General features: G+C 46.6%; 30 protein-coding genes and 1 pseudogene. 2 read left to right on the plus strand and 29 right to left on the minus strand.

Annotation, left to right across the window (positions count from 1 at the left end; all coding sequences use genetic code 11):
• Positions 1 to 317: 317 nt before the first annotated feature.
• The 27 genes and pseudogenes from ACFSB2_RS12020 to ACFSB2_RS12150 form a co-directional block, all read right to left on the minus strand.
• Entirely contained in the window at positions 318 to 443 is a 126-nt protein-coding gene (locus tag ACFSB2_RS12020) for an HNH endonuclease signature motif containing protein (RefSeq protein ID WP_377943379.1), read from the minus strand.
• 294 nt (positions 444 to 737) lie between these two features.
• Positions 738 to 944 (minus strand): hypothetical protein, encoded by a 207-nt coding sequence (locus ACFSB2_RS12025; protein ID WP_377943291.1) that lies wholly within the window; start codon positions 942 to 944, stop codon positions 738 to 740.
• A gap of 133 nt (positions 945 to 1,077) precedes the next feature.
• Positions 1,078 to 1,500, minus strand: coding sequence for a hypothetical protein (locus ACFSB2_RS12030; RefSeq protein WP_377943292.1), 423 nt, complete (start codon positions 1,498 to 1,500; stop codon positions 1,078 to 1,080).
• Positions 1,501 to 1,532: 32 nt separating this feature from the next.
• Complete coding sequence (locus ACFSB2_RS12035; protein ID WP_377943293.1) at positions 1,533 to 2,597, minus strand: reverse transcriptase family protein; 1,065 nt, start codon at positions 2,595 to 2,597, stop codon at positions 1,533 to 1,535.
• Between the two features lie 274 nt (positions 2,598 to 2,871).
• On the minus strand, positions 2,872 to 3,183 hold the full coding sequence (locus ACFSB2_RS12040) for a hypothetical protein (RefSeq protein ID WP_377943294.1): 312 nt from the start codon (positions 3,181 to 3,183) through the stop codon (positions 2,872 to 2,874).
• 14 nt (positions 3,184 to 3,197) lie between these two features.
• Complete coding sequence (locus ACFSB2_RS12045) at positions 3,198 to 4,052, minus strand: phosphoribosyltransferase-like protein (protein ID WP_377943295.1); 855 nt, start codon at positions 4,050 to 4,052, stop codon at positions 3,198 to 3,200.
• A 249-nt stretch (positions 4,053 to 4,301) separates the two neighbouring features.
• Positions 4,302 to 5,501 (minus strand): hypothetical protein, encoded by a 1,200-nt coding sequence (locus ACFSB2_RS12050; protein ID WP_377943296.1) that lies wholly within the window; start codon positions 5,499 to 5,501, stop codon positions 4,302 to 4,304.
• A gap of 63 nt (positions 5,502 to 5,564) precedes the next feature.
• Entirely contained in the window at positions 5,565 to 6,248 is a 684-nt protein-coding gene (locus tag ACFSB2_RS12055; protein ID WP_377943297.1) for a hypothetical protein, read from the minus strand.
• 250 nt (positions 6,249 to 6,498) lie between these two features.
• Positions 6,499 to 7,268, minus strand: a pseudogene (locus ACFSB2_RS12060) (class I SAM-dependent methyltransferase).
• A gap of 286 nt (positions 7,269 to 7,554) precedes the next feature.
• The gene (locus ACFSB2_RS12065; RefSeq protein WP_377943298.1) at positions 7,555 to 8,280 is read right to left on the minus strand and encodes a hypothetical protein; all 726 of its coding nucleotides are present in this window, start codon (positions 8,278 to 8,280) and stop codon (positions 7,555 to 7,557) included.
• A 61-nt stretch (positions 8,281 to 8,341) separates the two neighbouring features.
• Positions 8,342 to 8,506: a hypothetical protein gene (locus ACFSB2_RS12070; RefSeq protein ID WP_377943299.1), complete on the minus strand. Its 165-nt coding sequence runs from the start codon at positions 8,504 to 8,506 to the stop codon at positions 8,342 to 8,344.
• Between the two features lie 6 nt (positions 8,507 to 8,512).
• A complete protein-coding gene (locus ACFSB2_RS12075; protein WP_377943300.1) occupies positions 8,513 to 8,671 on the minus strand; it encodes a hypothetical protein in 159 nt (52 codons plus the stop codon).
• 160 nt (positions 8,672 to 8,831) lie between these two features.
• Positions 8,832 to 9,215, minus strand: a complete 384-nt coding sequence (locus ACFSB2_RS12080) for a hypothetical protein (protein WP_377943301.1) — start codon at positions 9,213 to 9,215, stop codon at positions 8,832 to 8,834.
• A 12-nt stretch (positions 9,216 to 9,227) separates the two neighbouring features.
• A complete protein-coding gene (locus ACFSB2_RS12085; RefSeq protein ID WP_377943302.1) occupies positions 9,228 to 10,139 on the minus strand; it encodes a phosphoadenosine phosphosulfate reductase domain-containing protein in 912 nt (303 codons plus the stop codon).
• Between the two features lie 14 nt (positions 10,140 to 10,153).
• On the minus strand, positions 10,154 to 11,731 hold the full coding sequence (locus ACFSB2_RS12090) for a DNA cytosine methyltransferase (protein ID WP_377943303.1): 1,578 nt from the start codon (positions 11,729 to 11,731) through the stop codon (positions 10,154 to 10,156).
• Positions 11,700 to 11,873, minus strand: coding sequence for a hypothetical protein (locus tag ACFSB2_RS12095; protein WP_377943304.1), 174 nt, complete (start codon positions 11,871 to 11,873; stop codon positions 11,700 to 11,702). Before ACFSB2_RS12095 ends, ACFSB2_RS12090 begins: the two co-directional genes overlap by 32 nt.
• Positions 11,857 to 12,012 carry a hypothetical protein gene (locus ACFSB2_RS12100; protein ID WP_377943305.1) on the minus strand — a complete coding sequence of 52 codons (156 nt, stop codon included), beginning with the start codon at positions 12,010 to 12,012 and terminating at the stop codon, positions 11,857 to 11,859. Before ACFSB2_RS12100 ends, ACFSB2_RS12095 begins: the two co-directional genes overlap by 17 nt.
• A 9-nt stretch (positions 12,013 to 12,021) precedes the next feature.
• On the minus strand, positions 12,022 to 12,543 hold the full coding sequence (locus tag ACFSB2_RS12105; protein ID WP_377943306.1) for a Holliday junction resolvase RecU: 522 nt from the start codon (positions 12,541 to 12,543) through the stop codon (positions 12,022 to 12,024).
• Positions 12,544 to 12,557: 14 nt separating this feature from the next.
• Positions 12,558 to 13,070, minus strand: a complete 513-nt coding sequence (locus tag ACFSB2_RS12110) for a putative metallopeptidase (RefSeq protein ID WP_377943307.1) — start codon at positions 13,068 to 13,070, stop codon at positions 12,558 to 12,560.
• Positions 13,071 to 13,073: 3 nt separating this feature from the next.
• Entirely contained in the window at positions 13,074 to 14,096 is a 1,023-nt protein-coding gene (locus ACFSB2_RS12115) for a replication protein (protein ID WP_377943308.1), read from the minus strand.
• A 19-nt stretch (positions 14,097 to 14,115) separates the two neighbouring features.
• Entirely contained in the window at positions 14,116 to 14,826 is a 711-nt protein-coding gene (locus tag ACFSB2_RS12120) for an MBL fold metallo-hydrolase (RefSeq protein ID WP_377943309.1), read from the minus strand.
• A complete protein-coding gene (locus ACFSB2_RS12125) occupies positions 14,823 to 15,728 on the minus strand; it encodes a recombinase RecT (protein ID WP_377943310.1) in 906 nt (301 codons plus the stop codon). Before ACFSB2_RS12125 ends, ACFSB2_RS12120 begins: the two co-directional genes overlap by 4 nt.
• Positions 15,729 to 17,699 carry an AAA family ATPase gene (locus ACFSB2_RS12130; RefSeq protein WP_377943311.1) on the minus strand — a complete coding sequence of 657 codons (1,971 nt, stop codon included), beginning with the start codon at positions 17,697 to 17,699 and terminating at the stop codon, positions 15,729 to 15,731.
• The gene (locus tag ACFSB2_RS12135) at positions 17,696 to 17,983 is read right to left on the minus strand and encodes a hypothetical protein (RefSeq protein ID WP_377943312.1); all 288 of its coding nucleotides are present in this window, start codon (positions 17,981 to 17,983) and stop codon (positions 17,696 to 17,698) included. The genes ACFSB2_RS12130 and ACFSB2_RS12135 overlap by 4 nt, the downstream gene beginning before the upstream one ends.
• A gap of 44 nt (positions 17,984 to 18,027) precedes the next feature.
• Positions 18,028 to 18,351, minus strand: coding sequence for a hypothetical protein (locus tag ACFSB2_RS12140; RefSeq protein WP_377943313.1), 324 nt, complete (start codon positions 18,349 to 18,351; stop codon positions 18,028 to 18,030).
• Between the two features lie 15 nt (positions 18,352 to 18,366).
• On the minus strand, positions 18,367 to 18,873 hold the full coding sequence (locus ACFSB2_RS12145; RefSeq protein ID WP_377943314.1) for a hypothetical protein: 507 nt from the start codon (positions 18,871 to 18,873) through the stop codon (positions 18,367 to 18,369).
• Between the two features lie 156 nt (positions 18,874 to 19,029).
• Positions 19,030 to 19,233 carry a helix-turn-helix domain-containing protein gene (locus ACFSB2_RS12150; RefSeq protein WP_377943315.1) on the minus strand — a complete coding sequence of 68 codons (204 nt, stop codon included), beginning with the start codon at positions 19,231 to 19,233 and terminating at the stop codon, positions 19,030 to 19,032.
• A 109-nt stretch (positions 19,234 to 19,342) separates the two neighbouring features.
• On the opposite strand from ACFSB2_RS12150, the gene ACFSB2_RS12155 reads away from it, so the two are divergent.
• The gene (locus ACFSB2_RS12155; protein WP_377943316.1) at positions 19,343 to 19,615 is read left to right on the plus strand and encodes a DUF3892 domain-containing protein; all 273 of its coding nucleotides are present in this window, start codon (positions 19,343 to 19,345) and stop codon (positions 19,613 to 19,615) included.
• Here ACFSB2_RS12155 and ACFSB2_RS12160 read toward each other — a convergent pair.
• Both ACFSB2_RS12160 and ACFSB2_RS12165 read right to left on the minus strand, forming a co-directional pair.
• Positions 19,612 to 19,854 carry a hypothetical protein gene (locus ACFSB2_RS12160; RefSeq protein ID WP_377943317.1) on the minus strand — a complete coding sequence of 81 codons (243 nt, stop codon included), beginning with the start codon at positions 19,852 to 19,854 and terminating at the stop codon, positions 19,612 to 19,614. The genes ACFSB2_RS12155 and ACFSB2_RS12160 overlap by 4 nt on opposite strands.
• A gap of 10 nt (positions 19,855 to 19,864) precedes the next feature.
• The gene (locus ACFSB2_RS12165) at positions 19,865 to 20,101 is read right to left on the minus strand and encodes a helix-turn-helix transcriptional regulator (protein WP_377943318.1); all 237 of its coding nucleotides are present in this window, start codon (positions 20,099 to 20,101) and stop codon (positions 19,865 to 19,867) included.
• 169 nt (positions 20,102 to 20,270) lie between these two features.
• Between ACFSB2_RS12165 and ACFSB2_RS12170 the strand changes: the two genes are divergently transcribed.
• The gene (locus ACFSB2_RS12170) at positions 20,271 to 20,657 is read left to right on the plus strand and encodes a helix-turn-helix domain-containing protein (protein WP_377943319.1); all 387 of its coding nucleotides are present in this window, start codon (positions 20,271 to 20,273) and stop codon (positions 20,655 to 20,657) included.
• Positions 20,658 to 20,757: the final 100 nt, after the last annotated feature.

Below are 20,757 nucleotides of genomic sequence, written 5' to 3' on the forward strand. Positions count from 1 at the left end.
GCGCGGTCTTTTGGCTAAATCCTGTAAGGATTTGGATACCCCCTACCCTTCGTGTGGAAACTTTTGGTAATAAACGAAATATCTCTGTTTTCATTCCTTACATTAGGAAATCAGCGTCTAACGACCTGTCAGCCACGTCCCATCGGGCTTTTTGCATCGGTTAGCCTCGCCACCCCATGTCTTTGGGCAATACTCAACGCTGTGACCGTTACTGCCGCAATAGGCGCACCGTAAATGCCACTGACGATTGGCGGATCCATGGAATGTCTTTGGACATAAGCTAATCGGGTGCTCGTATGATCCGCAGTACGTACATCTCACCATGCGCCCATATCCTCTCTTGCCGTCTTGGCATCATGATGAGACTTGCACATTGGCTGCCAGTTCTTCGAATCCCAAAAGAGTTTCTTGTCGCCTTTATGTGGGACCTTATGATCGACCACTGTCGCCGGTGTCAGCCGCCCTTCGCGCTCACACTGGACACATAGCGGATGCTTGCGAAGATACGCAGCCCTGGCCTTTTGCCATCGCGAATCATAGCCCCGTTGCGCTGCCGTACCGCGCTCATGGTCATAACGACAAGCCTCTTGCTTGTGCTCATCGCAATAACTTTCGCGGGTGAGAACATTGCAACCAGGTCTAGCGCATGGGCGTTTCGATCTGTTCGGCATCGTATCACCTCATCTGGACAAAAGAAAAACCCGCTTAAGCGGGTTGATTGCATAAAACTGGATTTTTTATATCGCAGTCCTATACACAATGGTGGCTATATAGGTCGTCGAAACACTTGAACTTGGATTCGATACAGCTACCTCAATGCTCACGATTTGATTTTGCTGGTATTCTGCTAGAAATCGATTTGTTTCTGATTCAAGTCCTTCTAAACTTGATGCTGATACTAATTTTACTTGTGCCTTTAAAAATCGGCCAAATTCATTTTCCATTTATCATCACCCTCCCACTCACACATTCTGCAAATGATTGGGGATTCCTGCTAAACGTACTCAAGGACGGGCGAGTGTCCAATCTGAATCACTCGCAAATTCAGTGGGTAAAGGTCTCCGTTCTTGGCTATGTTCAATCTATTTTGTGGCGTTGCGAAGTGATTGCTCCCCCGCGCTTGCGCCGGTATGTGTTCTCGCTGGACATAAGACGCTCAAGCTTTTTGCGCTTTCTTTCACGATCCTCAAGCAATTCTGCCTTCGATGGGGCATGCGCGCCATTGCGCTGTCCTTTCATATCAACACCCCTTTGTTGTGCCGGATCCCCCGCCCTTAAACGCCGTCCGACTCGACGCCATACGCGCACGGATTGTGCGAGGGCGAGGACAGTTTGTAATTTCGCTTGTCTTCTGCTCGACTTCACATGATGACCACCTCCTTGACATACTAAAAAGACGCCTGCATCTGCAAGCGTCTTTTGATATTTGTGCTCTATACCATAATACACAGGAATCTGAAGTATAACCTGTTGTTTTACTGTTGTTTTACTGTTGAACATTACAAAGCTGTCACTTCAACAATCTGAACTCATCATTCTCTCCTTTCTATATTTCCTCTAGTATCTAATTCACGATACAAGCTTTTAAGAAATGTCAAATCACTTTTAAGTTTCGAGTCTTTAGAATTCACGAATACTGCATGATTGCATAACCCCATTAAACGTCTCAAATACGATTCTGGGGTCACCTCAGCACCAATTTTGCGAAGGTGAGACTTGAGGCCAAATTTCCGTATGTAATAGACTTCTTGTCCAATCTTTCTACGCAATTCTTTACTGACTTGCATTTTTGTATTAACAACTATTCCAGTTACCTCTTGTCTTTGATGTTGTTCCCTCAAGCGTGTCTTTCCGTCATTTACAGTAAAATTATTTTCATTCAATACATACCTAACGAAATTCACTACGCGTCCAGGATCAAAATCACCAGAAAACGTAAGGTCATCGGCATACCGAGTATACCGAACATCTAATTTTCGTGCGTAAGACGATATGCGATAATCTATGTTTTTAAAAATTAAATTTGATATGGCCGGACTTGTACATGCTCCCTGCGGTAAACATTCATTCAAAGTACAAAGTCTAGCCAGCATTGTTGCAACTGGTAACCTATATCCAATTTCTGAAAACAAGCGCCGAACTTGGCTGTATTTCACGTGCCCAAAAAAATCTACAATATCAATCGTAAGTACTTTTTTTTGACCACGATGGAATCGAGCATTATCCTTAATAGATGAACTTTTTTTGTAAGATTTTGTATAAATACTAGGTTGAATGTAATAAAGTATTTCATCTAGTATCCACTGCTGTATGATTTTAAGGTTAGGTAACGGTTCAGCTATTTCTCTATATCCATTTTTAGATTTTTTAGGTATAGCGAAATGCCTATAAAATAGATCCTGTCGATTGCTCACCTTAAATAAGTATTTTTCGTCGATGCCAATAAGCAACGACAAGTGCTGAGTATCAAAAATGACCGGTAAATTCCTATCAACAAATTTTTGAGCATAATGAAGACAGTTACTGATGTACTCATCAGAACAGCCTTTGAGTTTAGCACTATGGTAAAACTTCTCCTGATAAGTACTCCAATCCATATGAACCTCTTTACTATTGTGTGGACGTTATTACTTCATCGGTTTATCTCAATACAACACTGGAATTTTATTTGTCCTTGCCTTTTCCTGGTTATAAAATTTCAGTGTTGTATAGCGGAGGCGGAGCCGGAGCTGTTATTAAGTGTTTATGGAAGCTCCGAGGGAATAAACGCTTAATAACCTGAGGCTTGAAAGTAAGTGCTTCTCTGCATGGCGACTCGCCATACTACGTGTCAAAAGTACACGTAAGTCTAATAACGCCCACAAGTGATATTCAAACAAAATTCTCTGGTACAAATATATCATATTTTTTAAGCTGCTGCTCCAAAAAGTACTCTTTTTGAGGAAGAATTTGATTGTGTGATACTCCCTCCGCTTTGCTCATACTTTCAATATTATCCATTCCTACATCAGTGATTTCTAGTTTGTCACCAACTAGTCTAATCACGTTTTTCTGTATGCAATAGCTTATCATCTCTCCAATTTGAGAATACTGATAGCCTCGTGAGACTAAATTCTCTAAGTTTCCGTTATTCTTTACAAGCACAAGGAAGAGAAGAAGATCCTGTTCTGTATGTTCACTCACTACTACAACACATCCTAGTTCCTCGGAAACGGTGATAAATGATTATGTTTCTTAACTTCAAACCAATATATTGGAAAGGTATTGTTGGGTGTTCGTATAAGCTTGACTAATCCTTCGGATTGTCTATATCCAAAAGCATATTTCTTTGAAACATGAATTGCTGATTCGATTTCATTCATCATTTTCATCTTGTTCGAAACTTCATTAGCTTGATATCTGGAACTTATACCGCTGTGTAACACTTTATCACAGTATGTAAGTATGCCATCATTGCGCAATTCCTGAATACCGTCGGATAATCCCGCAATAGACATAATGCAAATTTTGTCTTTAGGAACACCTTTCGACACTACATCTTGCACCGCACTTCGTGCAGTATCACCCGAGCCAACAAAATCATCGACTAGAACAAGAAGCTTATCGTCTATCTTCCCTATGTTTGAAAAGAGCTCAATTTCATCAATAAAGGAAAAATTGAATCCATTAAAGAAGGAATTTTGATTAAAAACACCACTCTTACACAAATACCATACAGTTGTCGAGCTCTTTATTTTCCCACTGTCTTCCGGAGCAATTAGAGGTAAAAAGAAAAGAGTCTTTATAATGCTCTTCCCTATTCGCAAATCATGAATGACTTGTTTGGTAGCGCTCACAATAGCAGGCATATACATATCAATTGGAATAACTTCAAAATGCTCAGTGAGCTCAAGAATAAATTTTTGCTGATCGTCAGAAAGAATCGATAATAAAGAACAGAATCGGTTAAAAGTACTCTTTTCATTACTATCATCTTCAATCGGCCATTTCTTCTGTTCGAAAATGCTCCTAAGTCGAAATAAACTTAAAGCATTTATATTCTTCTTTGCCATACATCATCACTTTTACTTTTTTCTATAATTGTACTAGAAAGTGCAAGCGATGAAAATCTGTATTCCCAACTTTTTACGCCAACATAAGGATGTTACTCAATTCAATTCCTCCACATCCTTGGAAGCAAAAAGTATCTTCATTACTGCAAAGTGATGCTAACTTCAAGTTTTATTAAGCTGCCTACTGATCGACAGCATAAACTAGCGTCCTCATTTGTCGTACTGGTATAATGCATCCAAACACCAGGGTCATATTAAATACAGAGCACAAATCGAGGCACCTATATCCAATAATGCATACTGATTTCTTCGAGTTGTGACCTTCTCCAATTCATCCAACAATGCACAAGTAGCTCTGATAGCAATTTTTGTTTCAAGTTGGGACGGATCGTACCCTTCGTGTGCTACTCGTTTTCGAGTCTGGTACATTTCCATCCTCCATTTTTCGATTTTATCCTCTGCGACTTCGTCAATTTTTGTGGAACGAAGTTCCTTATTCAAATACTGTAGTTTCCTAATCGGCCCCCCGTAAGTACCTTCACATGCTTCATCTGCTTCCGCCGGAGACTTCCCTTGTCCAATTAGAATATCGTACACTAGACCTCGTACTCGAAGTTCCAGTGCCATACCACATACGATCACCGCAGTAGCATTACTGCTTCGCATCAGATATTCCTGCACCCCCGAAATTAACGTGTTCCAATGTACAGGAATTGGAACATCCAGTTTTAGTACATTAGAAAGCACACCAGCTACTTCCGGTCGTTCTCCACGAGGATGGAATGTAGAAGGTACGGTTATGTTGACTACAGGGGTATCTGGCTGACCCGTTTTACCTTTGAACCTAGAAAAGTCGGTTACATATCTCTCCAAATCTTCATGACTGGACGATCTCTCAGCCGGTTTGAGTAACAATGACCAAAGCTTTTGTGTCGAAATATCCTGTCCGTCAGGGTTTGCTAGAATATCTGCCGAGATGCAACGATAGTGGCTTATGATACTCGTGAACATTCCTGTGCACTCAAAAGCCAAGTCCCTTGCATTCTGACTCCAATCCCCTTCTGGGATCTTTTTAGACCACACAATATCGATTTGACTGTAATACAGATTCTTTTCTTCTTTGGCGTTCGGCCCCAATTCCAGACGAAAATCTGGTCTACGAGACTGATCGAACATTACTGACTCCGAGTAATATGAGAAAGGTGAAATTTTCGATGAGGTCAAGTCATTCACCCCCGCAGATGGTCTAATCTCTACGTTAACGGGAGATCTCTCAGCGGATGACAGTGGAATTACCTCTAGCGATTGCGATCTATCGAGAATCTGAATTCCACGCCTGTTTCTAATGCGAATTAGACCCTTTTGACCTTTAATAGTGAAACGCAACCAGTCTTCAGGTAATTCAATTGGGAAGTTTACATCGAAATTACTCCACACCACTATTCTCATTCCGACTCTCCGTTCCGCCGAACATTGATTGTATTCCTTTCGATGACTCCAAACGCTGCCTCTCTAAATGTTTACAAGCGCGTTTAGTAGGGCAATCATTTGAAGTGCTTTCCGCTTGGTTCCGAAATTCAGATCAACGCCGTGAGATACACCATGCCTGTTCAATGATTTTTCCAACATCCAATCAAAAGTACGAGTGTCCTTATAGAGATTGTCGATAACGACGCTTAATTGCCCGGATGCATCAATTTCTCTAGCTCGTCGTTTTAGTGCCTTAATAGGTGAGAATGGTTCTAAGCCACTTCGTGCAGTAAGGATTCCTTCGACTAATGGTAAAGCCGTCGAAACACTCGCGTGGTAAAGACCACTTTTATAACAGGCAACGGCCTCGCGAAAAATCGGATATCTAGCCTTCGCCCACTCTTTTTGTGCCCATATTTCTCCCATTACAGATATGTTCAAATCTGTAAGATAGTAGATTCTCATGGTCCGTTCTAATACATCGACGAATCTTTCGGGGGAAATGTCTTGTTCATCCACTGTGGCACTTTTAAGCAATAGCAACCCATATGGGCCGATAATTCCATCAAACACGAACCAACCTTCTTTGGCCGCTTTCATGAAACAAGGCTGGGCTACTGAAACAAATTCCATAATCCCCTTGGCTGCTAATTCCGCTGTCTCCCTAAGGCATGCACAATCATCGGACTTGAAGTTCAACAGCATTGTCGATTGTTCGGTTGCCATACTGGAAGCCTCCTTCAGTCTAGGGTCTACCCAAGGATCTGAACTCTTGATCCTACTCCCATTTTATTATTTTTGCCATTATTCAACACTTCTGCCCGACAGCTACGCGAGCTTCTCACGCTCCAAAACCGTATAATCATGTAATCCATCGATCTGGAAGTTTTTCAAGTGTGTATTCGTTAGTTGAAAAGAACAATACTATCAATAACGCCCCTTCACAATTTATCAGAGGCGTTGCCTTTACATTAGATTATCTCTTTACAGCGTTGTAAACGAATTTCTGATTTCCATCGGTCGGCTCTTTTTCATCGTTGAAATCCGCACAAACGGTTACATCAGTAAACCCGATATCTTGCAAAATGTACCTAAATTCTTCTACACCATACCACCGTAAAGCAAAACGTTGAAGTTCAGTCTGGCTCAATGCCCCATTATCGCATTTTTCATACTTTAGGTAGTTGACTCGGTACTGATGAAAGAAATTACCAGCTTCGACACATTGTCCTTCCATTAAGATGATGTCACCATTGGGATAGTGAAACGTTGTCGAGCCCCCTCGTTATGAGACATGCTAGAACCCTTTTCCGGTAAAAAAAGATCAAGTATGAGACGTCCGCCTGGTTCCAAGTGCTCACAAAGCCGTTTGAGTGCCTCAAGCGACGACTCACGTTGTTCAATTAACAAGAACGAACCACCTGGAATTATGATGGCCTCATATTTCTGTGGCAAAGAAAGCTCCAACAAATCCGCTTGATATAAGTTCGTATTCAGTCCACGCTCATCACAACGTTTACGACACGAGTTCAACATTGCGAGTGAATAGTCCACTTCATCAACAGTCAAACCGAATTCCAGAAGTGGGATTATTAATCGCCTCGAGCCGCACATCTCCAAAATACGTCCTTTGCAATCTTTAAGTTTTTCCTGATAATACTCGACGTCACCCCCAAAAGAATGCTCTATCCTCTTGGTCAGATCATAAACTTCGGTACAAAGTTCCCCATAATAACTAAAAGACATAGTGCATTTTCCCTCCGTGTAATGGTTAATCACGGAAGGGACGGTACACATCAAATTATGTCTTCCGCACGCTCAAAACTTTATTGTCTACGTGTGCACGAGTCTTTCTCATGATAGTCACTCACTTTTCCTTGGATAAATCTAGCATAAATTACGGGTTTTGATTTGACAATTGGAAATAATGTTTCAATTCAATGTTTTTGTACAGCGACTCTTAACAAATTACGAATCTAAGATAAATTGGTGTATAATTTGAATCTTGGCTAAAACGCGCAACAAAAAGCAGTCAGCATAAGCCAACTGCCCACTTGTAGAACTGACGCAGCGCATCCCTGCGGCTGGTCCTATATTCTTGCGGCGTCAATGGAACACCATCACGCGCCGCCTTTTCCATCGTCTCTTTCTCTGTTTTACCGAGCACGTATTTGTACCACAGGATTGCCCACCACTCAGGGTAATACTTTTTGAGGTCATCCAACGTCTCATCGATTATCCGACGCCGCTTGAGTAAGATCGGAAGACGCTCCCTGGCAGCCTGGATATATGCCTCACGCTTAATTGCCAAACGCTCGATCTCCGTCAACTCAAGATACTCTTCCTGGTCACCCATGCGTTCTTTGAGTAGTTCAAGCACCTTCTGAATATGTCGCTCGTGTTCTTCTGTGGCCGTTTTGACGTCAGACAACTGGCGCACAACTCGATACATAGCGGCGTATTGAAACTCCTTTGGCGAAACATAAGACTGAACACTGCTCACAATATCCTTGACTGTTTGAGGTAAGACATCCTGCCGTAAGATTCGCAGTACAACCGGATTGTCGTCCCTTGGAGATGCCGCAGTGACTGATGGCTCGTAAGGCAAGTCATCCCCCCGCGCGTGAGTCTCTGTCTTGCGAATTTCACGGTCAATGGTGTAAAACTCCCGCAGTCGAGCAATTATCCACTTTTCTCGCTCTGTAAATGGTTCCACGTCTAAAGGCAGCCGTTGTTGAGCATCGGTCATCTTTGTCATTATTATCGCCCCCATGATATTATGGGATTGTCCAAATCGCTCTCATCATGAGGGCTTTTTTTTATCTTTTGCCGAGTACCTCACGCGCTCGTTGGCCGCCGTCATCTTGAACTTTGCTGTGTCCGGTGTAATTTTGGCGTTCATAGTTTTTCTTGTTCCCATAGAACGCTAACGCGAGTCGCAGTAGTCGATTTTCTTTATCCACGTTCTCATGTTTGAGTGCCATCTAACGTCACCTCCGTGAACTCTCATGCACATACGCATATTTTCCAACGAGGACTTCCTGTGTCTCCCGATTTACGATCACCAGTTCCGCCAATGTCGGCCGACCATTTTTCACCTTAATCACACGCTCATCAGCGATTGTCCATTTTTTAGGTTCATCAGCCACATTGCCACTCCTCAAATTCTTTATTTTCAGACGCAATGTATCGACATACTTTTCACGTTTAACTGCATATACTAGACCCCGTGTCATCGGGAAGAGCAGCAAAAGTGGTTGCTATGGCCGTCAGCGTAGGTGGGGCTGGCGGTTGCTTCATCCATAGACACTAATTCGTGTCACCGTCCCCGAATTTACCGAATTGGAGTCGAGCAAGGGCTTGTCCCGTAATGGACCATACATACATTGAGTTATATTCTTTTGACAGATGGTCGTGCGCCTCTCGAAGTGCTTTCTCTGCCACAAGCACCGCTTGTATCAGCTTGTCTATGTCATTTCCAGCCCATGCAATAAACTGTGCGTTCCCGGCGGCTTCTCCTTGACACTTATCTTCAGTTTCTATTTGAGCAATCCAGTCCGCTCTATGAATACCATTTTCATACGTGTAATCTACGGTGATATGTTGCTCTTCATCGCTTATATAGGTGTGTTCCCACTCGCGTGCTCTGTGCGCCCACTTCAATCGCCCTTCGATTTCATTCAGCCACTGCATTTCGATCACTCCTCACTCACATAATCCGTATAGACTGCTGCACATCGGCACATCATCGTTAATTTTGAAAAGGTCGTATTGCTTGCCACCGCGCGCTGTTTTTGACCATTCGACAACTTCCCGGATACCTTCGCCCATCGTGTCATCATGTTTAAAAAACGAAGATTCAGCACGTTTAGAGGCGAGTCCGACAAGCCGTTCCCATTCGGCCACACGCCCTATTTCTGCCGGGAAGCGTCGCGCAATCTCGAACAACTCATCCTTTCTGGAGTTGATACACGGCATGCACCCCACACGACTCATTCCTTGTTCATACAGCGGATTCGGCATGATTCCATGGCGCCGATGCATTGCAAAAACGTCATCTACGGCCCATTCAAGGATTGGTCGATAAACCTCATAGGCATGAACAACGCCAATAGTGTGCTCTCGCTCCGTTAACATGGCGCGCGCCGCGCTCTCCTGTTTGCGGATCGCTTGCCAACTGACAACCCCATCGCCACTCTCAATGATCGGCGCGAATGCTTTTGTCTCAATCGGCTCCAGCTTGAGTTCCTGGGTGCAAAAGCGTGCCTTTGTACTCGGAAATCGGCCCTTGTATAGGCACAAGTCCAAAAATGGATTGCCCGTCGGCTGCAGGACCTCCAAAGCACTCTCAATGATGTCCTCTGATACACCATCCTTGCGCCATTTTGTTTGCACGACCCAACGCTTGTGCGCTATGCGGTTTGTAAAATCAGCCTTGACACGCTTCACCGGACCCAATTTGCTCTCTAGATAGTCCACATAGCCATAGGTGATTGGATGCTCATGGCCGGTGTCGGCAAATACGACCTGATGTATGTCAGCTCCACGCTCCAATGCCAGTAACCACATTGCTGTGCTGTCTTTGCCTCCTGATATGCTCAAAACTTGCTTAGCCATCCATCTCACCTCTCTTAACCGGCGCGCTCCAGGCACATCTCCGGCAGATTTGCACGCACAAGATGCTCTGCAAACGGCGGCGGTACCGAATTGCCACACCGTGCCACCTGCGCCGACTTGGGATAGATACGGCCATCAGCATCCCGATTGATGATGTATTCGGCCGGGAAGCCTTGCGCTGCAAACAGCTCATGCGGCTCAAGCATCCGCATCCCAATATCGACAATCACATAGTCTTGGCCCTTGATGCGGACAATGACCAGGCCAAATCGGTCATGTGTTGATATCGTGTTGAGCGGCGTATCCACGCGCTGGCCGATGCTTGAGCCGTTGTACTGCGTCAAAAATGCCCTAACCTCGCCGACATGACCGCCACCGGCTGTCACAGTAGGAATTGGCTGTGTCACCTTTTGCCCAAATTGGTTGTTACGCAAGATCATCAAGTGACTCGTCACAAGCGCGTTGTGATCCACCGTGGTCACCGTAGGCACCGGGACATCCATTGGGCTGCCTGGGCCGGTGTAATTGCCCCCGTAGTGTTTTGCAAGGAACGCTGCGACCAATCCATATCGATTGGAGGTATCTAGCGTCATGATTGGCTCATCGAGCGATTGACCGCGGACTTCGCTGTGTGCAGTCTCGGTGTGATATTGAGCCAGGAATGCAGTGACCATTCCCATCGCATGCGGTGCGCCTGCTGGCCGTTTGCTGTCACCACCTGCGGTGATTGTGTGCAAAGGCTTGTCCAACGTCTGTCCGCGAAACTCGGTCCCGTGATGATTGACCTTGATGATGAATGGCTGCGGACCCTCAATCACAAACTTCGCCATCCCCCGCGCAATGCGCCGCATGGTGTTTTCGGCCAATGGACGTTTCCTCTCAAAAATCGATGGACACGGTAGCGACCAGTCGATAATCTCCGCCGCTGTGCGCCAGGGTTTCAACCGTTTCGCCCGGACTGGCGCGCAATTCGGGTCACCATGTGTCGGCTTTGGCCATACAATTGGTCTGCCGTCGCAACGAGCAATCAAAAACAGCCGTTTACGGATAGTAGGCGCGCCATAATCGCATGCGCGCATCTCGCGCCACTCCACCTGGTACCCATGGCGCCGCAGTGCATTCACAAAGCAATTAAACGTTCTGCCCTTTTGTTTTGGATCCGGCTTGCCGTTTTTGAGCAGCGGTCCCCATGTCTTAAATTCCTCGACATTTTCAAGGATGATGACTCGTGGCCGCACCGTCGCCGCCCAGCGGACAGCCACCCAGGCCAAACCTCGAATCTTTTTCTCCACCGGCTTGCCGCCTTTTGCTTTACTAAAATGCTTGCAATCCGGACTCAACCAGCAAAGCCCGACTGGCCGACCGCCGGTGACTTCGCGGGGGTCGACATCCCAAACAGATTCACAATAGTGCTCGGTCGTCGGATGATTTGCCTTGTGCATCGCGATGGCAGCCGGGTCATGGTTGATTGCAATATCGACAGAACGTCCAATTGCTGACTCGATCCCCGTTGATGCGCCGCCGCCACCTGCAAAGTTGTCGATAATGAGCTCACTTGTGTTAAACAAGTTTAAGGTTTGCTTTCTTGGCATCCTTCGCACCCTCCGTCCGCGCTGTGGGCTGCAATGTAATATCCGTCCCGCCTACCCGCAATATCGCAAACTCTAGATCACCGCTATCTACGGACTGCTTCAGGGATGAGATATGCTTGAGTAGTTCATTGGTTTTTGACATTCGATTCACCCTCTTGCGGCCAATGCTCCGCGCAGTACACGCGCCCGCTTGGTTCGTCATAAAAATCTTCACCCTTGAGTTGGTCCAACAATGTGCCACAGATGTCACATGTCTCGATATGCTCTCGTTCATCATTCATCCAATCGCCTCACGCAGTCTGGCGTATCAACTCGTCCACCACGGAGAGGTAGTCCAAGACCACCCCGCGCCCCGGTCTAAGCGGGTAGCACACCGCGGCGATGTCGTCATATGGGATGGATTTACGTCCACCCCGTTCGGCAGCGTCCCACGCCCTGATCACCAGTTGAGCTGGCACGTAGAATATTTGTCCTTGCGGCACAAACTCAAGAATCAAAAAGCAGATGGCGCCAACTGATTCGCATACCCGCAAGTGCTCGATTTGATGAGCATGTATGTTTTTCAAAGCCCAACTTGATTTGCTCTCTGTTGACTTGGCCTCAAACTGCAAGCTGTATCCTCGGTAGACGCCCTCATAGTCAACGGTGCTTGCCGATTCGAGCGTAGCCTTGAGAATCTGCGTACCGCGCGTACGAAGGATTTTGACTGGTGTGGGCCGCTTATAAACGACAGCCATTTCCTTTGCTCTATACTGCTCATTTGCATGCGAGATCAACGTCTCAAGTGCCATACCTCTGTTCCCTTGTGGCATATATATCGCTCCTCTCAAATCGTCCGAATTTGGCGTTCGTCCTCAAACAAATCCTTCTGGTACGGCGCGTTGCGCACCGCACGCGCGAACTGTTCAATACCGACATCCCACAGGCCGTGGCGCTGAATGACTTGGCTGAACTCCTCGACATCATGGTCTCGTATAGTCCAGTTGTCTGGCTGGTCAGCCGGCTCCCATTCTTCCGTCCATTTCTGCAGTTCCTCGTCATATTTCCGATGGCTTGTCCGCATGAAATGGCAAAGCTCGTGATCCACAAGTGCGTTCCGCTTCTCGGGATTTAAGTGCTTCCAGTCCTCTGCATTGATAAACACAAAGAGCATGTAACCTGTCGCGTGCCGCTCAAATGCCGTGCATTTCTTGGCTTTACCGGCCCAATCAGAGGCGCCAAAACGAAAGTAAAACCCGATCAAATCCGCTGCATCCTGCAAGTGCGGATGATGCTGGTTGATGATTTTTACAGCGACTTCGCGCACTTCCGGAGATTCCTCAAAATCGACTGCTGCCATATCTCAAAAACCTCCCGGTTTCATGTCTGGGTACAACTCGTAAAAGTTTGCATAGCGTTCGTCTGGCTTATCTTGTTTCCTTGGCCCGTCACGAGTACCGACGTTGACCTTTGGCTGGCCCCTCGACTGCGGTGAAAAGGTCTCTTGCTCGTATTTCAAAGCATCTTCAGCGGTGGAAATTCCTTTCTGCAGCCAGCGACGCAGCTTATTTCGTGCAAATCCCTCGTCCTTGCCAAGATTCTTGGTGACATTGATTGCTTCGATCCCCAGTTCTACGGGGGCAGTCTGCGTAATAAGCATGTCTGCAAGGTCGTAGATAACTGCAGCTGACATTCCCATGGCTGGGTAGAGTTCATACGCCTTGTGCCGTAAAGCTAACTCGATCTCATTTCTTTGATCGACGACGATCTTTAGATCTTTTTTATTTCTTTCAATACTTTCTTTAGAGACGCTGGAACCCGCGCCATGACTGGGTTTATCGGGTACAAACGTTTCGTGATCGCTGAACGGTTTAGTTGAGCTATCGTTGAACCGTTCGGCATTTGCTAAACCTTCAGCATTCGTTGAACCGTTACGTGTTTGCTGAACCGTTAAGGTGACTCCGGAGCGGCTGCTATGCACATACAATTTGGACTCAATCGCCTGATGAAGCTCGTCGATATCGAGCACATCTTCATGCCATTCGGACACATCCGTATTCATCGCATATCGCTTGTAGCGTCCGTTTTCCGGGTCGGGCATTTCTCGTATGACGCGCGCTTTTACAAGTAGCTTCAGTTGAGTCGAGACGTACGTTCTTGCAGATCCGGTGGCCTGGGCAAATTCCGCGAGTTTGATGCGGTCATCCTTGTGCTTGCGCTTACCTTCGTCTGTCCACCCATAGGTACGGCGCCAGATAAACAAGAGCAATCCCTTGGCCACGCCGTTGAGCTTTGCCATGGAAGCTGCTTCGAGGAGAAGGCGCGCAATCGGCACAGTCCCATCCTCGATGTCGGCTTTTAATTGTTGGTAGTCACCTTTTGGCACCTTCTAATCACCTCACAGCCTAACGATTTGCCACGTACACTTGCTTTCCGGTTAGCTCTTGGATCTCACGCTTGAACATCTCTTCGCTGGAGTTTGTGTCCGATAGATGCAATAGCCAAATCTCCCGGACGCTATGTAGGTCATTCGCGCGAAGGAAATCCTTGACGAGTTCCAGACTAAAATGTGATTTCATCAATCGCCGCCGCATGACGTGGGGCACGCGGCCAGCGGCAATGTTTTGATCCAACATGTCTTGGCTAAAGTTGCACTCGACCATTACGTGCGTGAGACCGCCGAATGTGTATTTGCAGTAGTATGTGTCAGTCAGAAACACCAGCTTCTCGCCGCTCTTGTTCGCCAATAGAAAGCCCATCGGCTCTGATACATCGTGTTGCACATCGAACGGCAGAACAGTCCAAGTGCCCAGCGTGAACGGCCTCTGCGACTCCACCGCGCGCGCCCGATGGTGCCCGTGTATATCGAGTGCTGCGAATGTCCCCCGCGATGCGTACACATCAACACCGGCGCGCATGATGTCCTTGACTGACTTGCTGTGGTCACCGTGCTCGTGTGTGAGCAAGCATCCGGCCAACTCCGACATCCGAAACCCAACGCCCCGCTGGATGTCCTTGTAGCGGATGCCCGCCTCCAAGAGGAGACGGGTGCTACCATCGTCAACGAGATAGGCATTACCCGCGCTGCTGCTGGCCAAAGGCTTGATGGTAATCAAAACGGCGCCTCCTCAAGCTGACGTTCGAGTTTTGACTCGGGAGTGTCATGAACTTCTTTAGTTGGTTCTTTTTTTGGTTCTTCACGTTCCGTCGTGTCCTCGGAATACTGGTAATCCACATCTATGGGCTGTTGGTTAGCGTTCTCCGCGATCTCTGCCTCCATCTCGACCTCATCAATGATGTCGTCGTTCCGGCGCACGTGTTGCATGACAAGTCCGCTATCGTCAGATGAGTTTAAAAGCGCCTTGCATGCTCGGTTAATGACCGTCTTTTTGGCCATCTCCGCAGGAAATTTATTGTGTACACTTCCTTCACTATCCGGGTTGTTCTTAGATTGTTTCCATGCCTGCCTGATCTCACTGACTGTCATAAAGTCCGTAAACTCGGTGTCATCATCCATGACAATTGTGCAGTAGGCTCCGATAATGACTGCTTTGTTGAGACTCTCCATCGTTTGAACATGCTTGGTGACCTGCTTGCGACCGCGCCGAATCTGGAATTCAAAATCGTCATCTTCATAGACAACTTCAGCAAAAATCTCCTTTGCATTAGTGTTGTTCTTGGTGACGGCCATTGTCCCAAAATAGCTACGCTGGCAGACCAGTTGCTTACCGTACGCGATGAAATAACATTGCTTCTTTGCGGGATTAAGGCCCTGCACCACCATATCGAGCAGAGCATTAGCAATGCTGTCCTTGGTGCAAACTTGTAGTACTGGTTTGTAACCATCGGCTTTCCCAGTAGTTATGGCCTGTAAGTTCAACCATGCCGACTTCATGGCATTTTCCGGGCTGTAGTTGGGCGGGAAGTGAATCTCCCCACGCTCTTGAAACTGGCGAATCTTACTCGCGACGACGTCAACCGTGTCCTTCTTGGTAATTGCCAATGCGGTTTCAGCCAATTAGACCAACTCCATTTCTTTGATTTCTACCCGAAGCTGTTTATCTTCTCTGCTTGCAATCAATTCAATCAATTGGCAATCCATTTCGACATCCGATGTCAGTGACTCATCATTGTCTACCCAAACCGGTGCATAGACTCCGAAGTGACGTTGAAGTGTGCGAATCACGTCTAAACCAACTATGATTTTCCCGCCGGTATTGAGACCCGCGTCATATGCGACGCCTTTGTATAGCGGGTCGCAACATTCCGTCAAACCGCCATTGATTTGTTCGGTGAAGAGTCGGAAACGTGTGTATTGAAACTTGCTATTGATACGAGATTCCATTAGGGCAACCTTCGAGCGAATGAACGTTTCTGTGAGATACAGGTGTTCCTCGAAACGTTCATACTCTGTGGCGAGTCTACGTTCTTCTTGCCGCAGCTCCTCTATCCGCCGATCCTGTTTGCGTACTTGGTCAAAACGAGCAAGCAGGGACTCTTTGCGACGTAGCTCGTCGCGTGTATCCATAAGTGCCTCACGGGCCTTACTGACGTCCTCCAATACCGATTGGCGTAGTCTGGATATCTTTGTGGCGCAATCCTCGCTTTCGCTCATTTTGGCTTGATACTCGGGATTTTGGGAAATATCCTTGATAGACGCTTCAAGTTGGGACAACTCTTGATACATTGCATCGTGGTCGTCCTGGACTTGTGACAACTCGTTCAGCAATTCATCAATCTTGTCTTGAAGTTGATCGTTTGTAGCCCGAACACGTTCAGCTGCTTCTTTTGCCGCCACGCCGCGCTTTGAGATGGACTCAAGACGCTCTGCCTTTTGACGATTAAAGTTAGAGAGTTGTTTGTCGTGAGCGGATTGTATCTGGTCGCTTGGGAGTGCTTGTCCACAAGTAGGGCAATTTTCATCGACATGTGGCTCAAGATGTTCCGAATTGGTATCCTTCCACTGTTGTCGACATTGGTCAGCTTCGAGCGTCTTTGCCTCGATGCGTTGCTGGTTATCCTCTATCTCCCGCTGATATCGCTTTATCGTGGATTCGAGGTTCTGCATCTCTGTCTGCAGATGGGCGACACTACGGCGCTTTTCATTCAGTGACTCAAGGACACCCGATTGCGCACGATTCTTGATATCGAGCAATTCGCCCTCGATTTCACGCATGCGGTTCTGCAATGCCGTAACCTCTCCACCAGACTGCAAGCGAGAGATCTCTGCTTCTTTGCTCTCAACTTCAAACTTGAGTTGGTCAATTTCAGATTGGAGACCTATCTCGCTCAAACCCTCTGTATCCGGCTTGCTGCGCTCTGCCTCGTCAATACGGACAGGTATAGCAGTTAATTCCTTGTTGATTGCCGAACGTTTGCTGGCGATAATCTTCCGATACTCCTCCAATGAACGCTGGCCAAGTATTGAGGGCAAATCTGCAAGTGAATCATTTGATGCAACAACCTCTTCGTCGGTCACTTCCCCGCACACATCGAGAAGTAACTCCCTCCGCTTCTGCCAAGCCATCTGTACATTGAAGTACATTGGGTCGGTCAACAGACGCAGCATTTCTTCTTTGATGATCCCGTCGATCCGCTCTTTATACTCCTTTTGCTTGACGGGCACATCATCTACAAAGTAGTCCGTGGTATGTCCGCCGAACTCTTCCATTCCGGATCCCCGTTTCTTAGTCCATTTCTCGGAGTACACCTTTTTGAGGGTGAGAATCTTACCATCAATATCGATGCAACCTTCCACCTCATGGTTAAGTCCGTGGAGAACATTTCCGAACTCGTCGGTCGTCTTGATGCCAAAATCTTTTCGACCAATTGAGTCCTTGTCGAACAGCAGCCAGTACCAACCATCGAACAAAGTGGTTTTGCCAGTCTCGTTTCGGCCATAGAACCTTGTTATTGCACCGAAGGAAATCGTTACATCACGAGCACCTTTGAAGTTTCGCAGTTTGAGCGATTTAAGTTCGATCTTCATGCAATTGCCCCCCTTTCGATCTCACTGGATATTTGCAAAACCTCATCGACGGTAAATAGCCGCGGATCCGATGTGATACGCGTCGCGAAATCACCATCAACAATCATTCCCAATAACGCTTCATAGGTGCTTAGCGGCGAATGCTTGACCAATTTCGTACCACATTGACCGCAAAAATTTGCTGGTCCGCTTTCTGTGTTCGGACATTTAGGGCATAAACCAATCTCGCCTTCCGCAATCACGAAGGGATAAAGGCCACGCTCCTGTAAGTAAGCCATGTTCATCCAAAGCATCTCCTTCAAGAGTTTTTTGACTAAGCCGGATTTCTTCAGGACGCGCTATGTGTTACACTTGATTCAAATTCGTTTTGACTAGGGACTCTCGTTGCAGCGAGGGTCTTTTTCGTTTCAAACCAATCACAGTGCTGCAAAATGACCTCAACATCCGCGATGCTCAATATTTCACGCCTAACCTTTGGACTAACAGGATCCCCAAAATACCGCAGTATTGTGAGCACATATCCCCACTGCAGATATGCCCTTGGATACTCACCTTCAGCCTCTACTGCCAGTACTTTCGTACCTTGATCGCTAAGTAACTCTTCCACTTTCTCTCGGAGCATCGCTGGCAATTTCGCAATCTCACGATCCATTTGACTCACCTCCTCTCAAGCCTGGACGTACCTGCGTGCCTTGAGTTTGCTGTAATGGTCCTTGCTAAGCTTCAGCATCGAGAATCCATACTCCAGACACTGCACGCCGATGTAAGCATTCAACGCAACAATTGCATCAAAGCACTGCACAAGATGCTCATACCGCCTTTGCTTGTCCGCCTCTGTCTCGACTGCAGGCAATACACTCGCGGGCTCTCGCTCGATAAAATCAATGGCTTCTCTCATCTCGTCCAAGCAACGCTCACGTACACTCGACCGGTGAAGATCCACATTCGGCCCATCCAACCAAGCGGGACCATAACCACCCGTCAACTTTCTCGACAGTTCCAAGTACATTGCTGGATGGTCTAACTTCTCGGCAAAAACAGGAGCCATGTCCTCCGCTATATCTCTTTTGCCTCTTTCAATGGCGCTCACCATTTGCTGCGTGTAGCCTGGGAACTCATCTTGCCGAATTCCCTTGTCTGCTCTGCTGGCGCGAATCGCTTGTTGTAACGACACGTTTCTTTCTCCCCAATCCGTTGTATTCAGTTGTCAAAGTACAACTAGCTTTCGTGCTACTCTTTATCTGCGAGCACGACTTACATAGACACTGACCTACAAAATCACCCGTCGAATTCGGGCCGGTATCCCCAATCGGCCTGACGGGGCTTCCGATTACCCCGATTGCTTTTCCAACCACGCCTGAAGGTCTTCTCTACGAATGCGATGACGACGAGGGCTGATAATCGTGACTCGGAAGTCTTCACGTCGCATAATCTCTCTTGCCGCTGATACGGAAACACCAAGTATCTCGGCCAACTTCTTGCAGTCGAACAGCGGTGGCCAATCAGAGACAGCAAATTGCGAATGGCTTGCCATAAGACGACCTCCGTTCCTTGAAAAGTGAAAAAGTAATTGCAGGTATCGATCTCCTTAATGTGGAATTTGTTTGGTGCCACCAATCAATCCACGGAAGGAGTTAAAAATTATGGCCGAATATCAAATCACTCATGTACACATCGCTCATCCAGGCAATCATCCAAGTAACATCACTGCTGTCTGGCTGAAAAATGGAGCGCGTCCCTATCCGGTAAGTGAAATTGTCGATGCCATTCACAGCGGTCAAACCTTTTATTACACAATCGACGGTAAACAAAAAGCTTTCGTGACTTCTGAACACTCACATGCCGGAACATGGTTCATAAGGACTCATCCTGATAGCACAGTGAAAGATAATCTTTTGAACCTAGACAAGTTCTAACGGCGTGGATAAAACCGTTTCTCTATCGTGACAATTGAGACTTCATCAAGACTTCTGACTCCGGGTGCCGGACAATACCATTGGATTTCCTCAAAGGCTTGCTCGTACTTCGCGTAAAAGGACGGCGCCTCCACCTTTTCTCCATTGCGTAGCGTATAAACGTGGCCCCACAGTTCTTCGAAGTCTTCATACACAGATGTTGTTGGGGCATCAGCTATGGAAATGTTGAGCTCACCCATGTCACCCCCCTTATGCGCTGTTCGTTTCAACCGCATTGCCATTTTGCAACGTATCGACGCAATTATGTTCAAAAAAAAGCGTCCATTCAAAACCAAGAAAAGCGGCGATGCGCTTGGCAACTGTAACACTGGGCGTTCTGTCTCCGGTTTCGATCAGGGAATAATGACCACGGTGAATATTACAATGTTTTGCAACCTCCTCTTGAGTCCTTTCGCCCCTGAACTTAACCAGCCATTCTCGCCGCATGTTTTTCACTCCTTTCGTTTTGCGTCGTTTTGAAGCATCCGCTTAATGCGATTATATGCGTCGATATGACGCAAGTCAACACCTTGTGCACCTTATCGACGCAATTATTTAACGCGTCATTTTGACGCATTATACTGTATTTACATAAACTGAATGGTGGTTATGACTTGTGAATATTGCACAACGAATTGCAAGCTTGAGGCGCAAGCATAAATACACTCAACAGACGGTTGCTGACCATTTAGGCATCTCACGTGGTGCCTATGCTAATTATGAGGTCGGGAGCAGAGAACCGGATGCAGAGACCTTTGCCAAACTCGCTGAACTTTTTAACGTCACCACTGATTACCTTCTCGGTCTCGACTCATCGAACGAAAAAGAACAATCATCTGAAGAACAAGAATTCGCCGAATGGTTGAAAGAAAACATGGGTGATGACTTGTTTTTCTACGACTTCAACAAATCCCCCGAAGAAATGAAAGAACAGGCCATACGAGCTTTCCGCTTGGCTTGGGAACTTGAGAAAGACAGGGCCCGCAACCGCAAACAAAAATGAAATATATTAAATCCACGCTTTATTCAATTTTAATATTTTATCTCTCAACTTTATTAAACTACATCTTTAAATTCCATTCCTTGCGCGGTAACATGGGAAC

Source organism: Alicyclobacillus fodiniaquatilis (genome assembly GCF_042678105.1).
Lineage (GTDB): Bacteria > Bacillota > Bacilli > Alicyclobacillales > Alicyclobacillaceae > Alicyclobacillus > Alicyclobacillus fodiniaquatilis.